The sequence below is a fragment of the Skermanella sp. genome, from assembly GCF_059503625.1.
Window position 1 is genome coordinate 1 of the sequence record NZ_JCACHA010000326.1, and the last position, 2,820, is coordinate 2,820.

Consider the following 2,820-nt stretch of genomic DNA (forward strand, 5'->3'; position numbering starts at 1 on the left):
GTCGGGGCAGCGGTTGGCCGGGTAGCCCGAGGCTCCGGTCGCGTTCAGCACCCGCAGGCGGTCGGCCAGCCGGCCGTCCTTCTTGACAGTATCGGCCTTGTGATCCCGGGAACAGCACGTCGAAGGAGCAGGGATCGACCAGGAAGGAGTCCGCCTTCCGGCCCAGGACCCACTGCTTCGAGAAGGACAGGGGCGCTCCCCACGGATCGGTACCGCCGCCCAGGTCCTCCTGAACCGGCCGGACGCCGATGTTGTAGAACCCGTTGTCGTAGAGCGACGTCTTGCCGTCGCCCATCGCCATGCGCTCGACCAGCTTGGGCTGTTCACGATCACGACCGAGCCGTTGCAGATCGGCGGCGACGCCGACGCCCCGGCACATCATCTGCCTCCCGGCGACTATGCGTCGCTGCCCGCTCGATCTCCTCTTCACCGACCTCATCATGCCGGGAAGCATGAACGGGATGGCTCTTGCCGGGGAGGCCCAGCGGATACGGCCCGGCCTGTCGGTCCTGTTTACCACGGGATACAACGAGGATCTGGTAACCGACGGCCAGCGGGCGGCCGGCATGGACCTGATCGGCAAGCCTTACCGCCGGACCGAACTTGCCGGCCGCATCAATGCCGCCCTGAACCGCCCCAAGCTCCGGGGAGACCGCTCGCCGGGCGGCGGGCACAAGGAGGGCTGACACCGTCAGGCCCGCCGACCCGGGCCGGCACAAGACCCGCACCGTCGAAATCTCTTCATAGTTGACAGATATTTACCATTCTGAAAAAAAATATTTCAGATCAGGATGGGGCACGATCATGGGTTTGCGGCTTCGGGACGTGCTGACGAAAGCGGGATTGGCGCTGACGCCGTCGGAAGCCAGGATCGTCCAGGTGCTGCTTTCCGACTGTCCGTTCTCCGGCTTCGGAACGGCGACCAGCCTTGCCCGCAAGGCCGGGGTGAGCGACCCGACGGTGACCCGGCTCGTCGCCAAGCTCGGCTTCGACGGCTTTCAGGATTTTCAGGCGAAGCTCCTTGCCGAGGTCGAAGCGCATCTCCACTCCCCCCTGCTGATGATGGAAGCCAAGCGTGCCGGCGTGGCCGAGAGTGCGGCACAGGGCTATCTGGTTTCCGTGACGCGCAATCTCGAACAGACCCAGAGCGCCGTTCCGATCCAGAATTACGACCGGGCGGCAAGCCTGCTATGGGAAACCAAGGGGCAGGTGGTCCTGCTCGGCGGGCGCTTCAGCCGCAGCTTGGCGGCGATGCTGGCCGGATACCTGATCCAGTTCCGCACGGGTGTCCGCGATCTGGGTACGCTGGCGCCGGAGAAGTTCGACGCCCTGGTCGACCTGGGAAAGAAGGACCTGCTCGTCGTCTTCGATTACCGCCGCTACCAGTCCGACGTCGTCAGCTTCGCGACGCAGGCCGCCGCGCGCGGCGTCCGCATCCTGCTGTTCACCGACATCTGGCTGTCGCCGGTCGCAAGTTTCGCCGCCGTCAGCCTGGTGGTCCCGACCGAGGCGGAGTCGCCCTACGACACGCTGGCGCCCGCCGTCGCCCAGATGGAAGCCGTCGTGGCCCACGCGATCAGCCGCTACGGCGATGCCGGCCGCGGCAGGATCGAGGCGATAGAGCGGATCCGCAATGCCAACGCCATCACGCTGAACGATCCCGCACCTCCGTCCGCCGGCGGCGAACGGTCCTGACGGATCGGCCGGACCCTTCACCCTCCCCCGTCCCTTTTTTGAATACCGAGACACCCGGAGCACCGACATGGCAGAAACCCTACCGCGCCGCGACGCACCCTTCGAACCCGGCAGGACGGCGCTCCTGCTCGTCGACATGCAGCGGATCTGGCTGGAACCGGGTCTCGATCCGGGGCATGCGGACTGGACCTCCGACCATTACTTCTACCGGGAAACGGCGGAGCGCGTGATCCCGAACCAGCGCCGGCTTCTGAAAAGCGCCCGCGCCGCCGGGGTCGAGGTGCTGCATACCATCATCCAGAGCCTGACCGAGGATGGCCGCGACCGCTCGCTCGACCATAAGCTTACGCCGATCCACATCCCGCCCAGCCTGAAGGAGGGCCTGCCGCCGCCGGATCTGGCCCCGGTCGGCGACGAGATCCTGCTGCCCAAGACCTCGTCGGGCGTCTTCAACTCGACCAACATCGACTACCTGCTGAAGAACCTCGGCATCCGCTATCTGGTGGTCGCCGGCATCCTGACCGACCAGTGCGTCGACATGACGGTCCGCGACGGCGCCGACCGGGGCTATCTGGTGACCTGCGTGTCCGACGCCTGCGCCTCGCCGACGCCGGAGCGGCATGCGACCGCGCTGAAGGCGTTCGGCGGCTACTGCTGGGTGACCGATACCGCGACCGTCGCCGCCCGTTTCGACGCCTTGGCCCGCGACCGGGGAGCGGCATGATGGACACTCCCCTGGTCAGCATCGTCACCACCGACCTTGCCGCGATAACGCGCGGACGGCCGGTCCCGGCCGACCGGCTGGACCGGTTCGCCGAAGCAGGCGTCGGCTGGGTCCCGGCCAACCTCTGCCTCACCGCCTTCAACTCGATCTGCGATCCGAACCCCTGGGGATCGACCGGCGACCTGCGCATCGTTCCGGATACCGCCGCCCGCTACACCACGGCGAAGACCGGGGCCGCGACGCCGTTCGACATGGTCATGGGCGACATCGTGGAACTGGACGGCACGAGCTGGCAGGGCTGCCCGCGCACCCGGCTGAAGGAAGCGCTCGCCGCTTTGAAGCAGGCGACCGGCCTTGGCGTGCTCGCGGCGTTCGAACAGGAGTTCCAGCTTGCCGGCGAG

The 2,820-nt window shown here is 67.1% G+C and carries 5 protein-coding genes; 4 read left to right on the forward strand and 1 reads right to left on the reverse strand.

The genetic code is table 11. The annotated features are described in order from the left end of the window. A partial coding sequence (locus AC5JJ6_RS07390) for a hypothetical protein (RefSeq protein ID WP_496041417.1) occupies nt 1-379 on the reverse strand: 379 nt, incomplete at its 3' end. 19 nt (nt 380-398) lie between these two features. Here AC5JJ6_RS07390 and AC5JJ6_RS07395 point away from each other — a divergent pair. The 4 genes from AC5JJ6_RS07395 to AC5JJ6_RS07410 all read left to right on the forward strand — a co-directional run. After that, a complete protein-coding gene (locus AC5JJ6_RS07395) occupies nt 399-686 on the forward strand; it encodes a response regulator (protein ID WP_496041418.1) in 288 nt (95 codons plus the stop codon). 118 nt (nt 687-804) lie between these two features. Next, entirely contained in the window at nt 805-1,695 is an 891-nt protein-coding gene (locus AC5JJ6_RS07400; protein ID WP_496041419.1) for a MurR/RpiR family transcriptional regulator, read from the forward strand. Nucleotides 1,696-1,762: 67 nt separating this feature from the next. Then, nucleotides 1,763-2,419, forward strand: coding sequence for a cysteine hydrolase family protein (locus AC5JJ6_RS07405; RefSeq protein WP_496041420.1), 657 nt, complete (start codon nt 1,763-1,765; stop codon nt 2,417-2,419). Beyond that, on the forward strand, nt 2,416-2,820 hold a 405-nt coding region (locus AC5JJ6_RS07410), incomplete at its 3' end, for a hypothetical protein (protein WP_496041421.1). The genes AC5JJ6_RS07405 and AC5JJ6_RS07410, both read left to right, overlap by 4 nt.

Excerpts from the sequence above, each read along its gene's own strand:
- AC5JJ6_RS07405 (WP_496041420.1), top strand. The coding sequence starts at position 1,763 with ATGGCAGAAACCCTACCGCGCCGCGACGCACCCTTCGAACCCGGCAGG.
- AC5JJ6_RS07395 (WP_496041418.1), top strand. The coding sequence starts at position 399 with ATGCGTCGCTGCCCGCTCGATCTCCTCTTCACCGACCTCATCATGCCG.
- AC5JJ6_RS07400 (WP_496041419.1), top strand. The coding sequence starts at position 805 with ATGGGTTTGCGGCTTCGGGACGTGCTGACGAAAGCGGGATTGGCGCTG.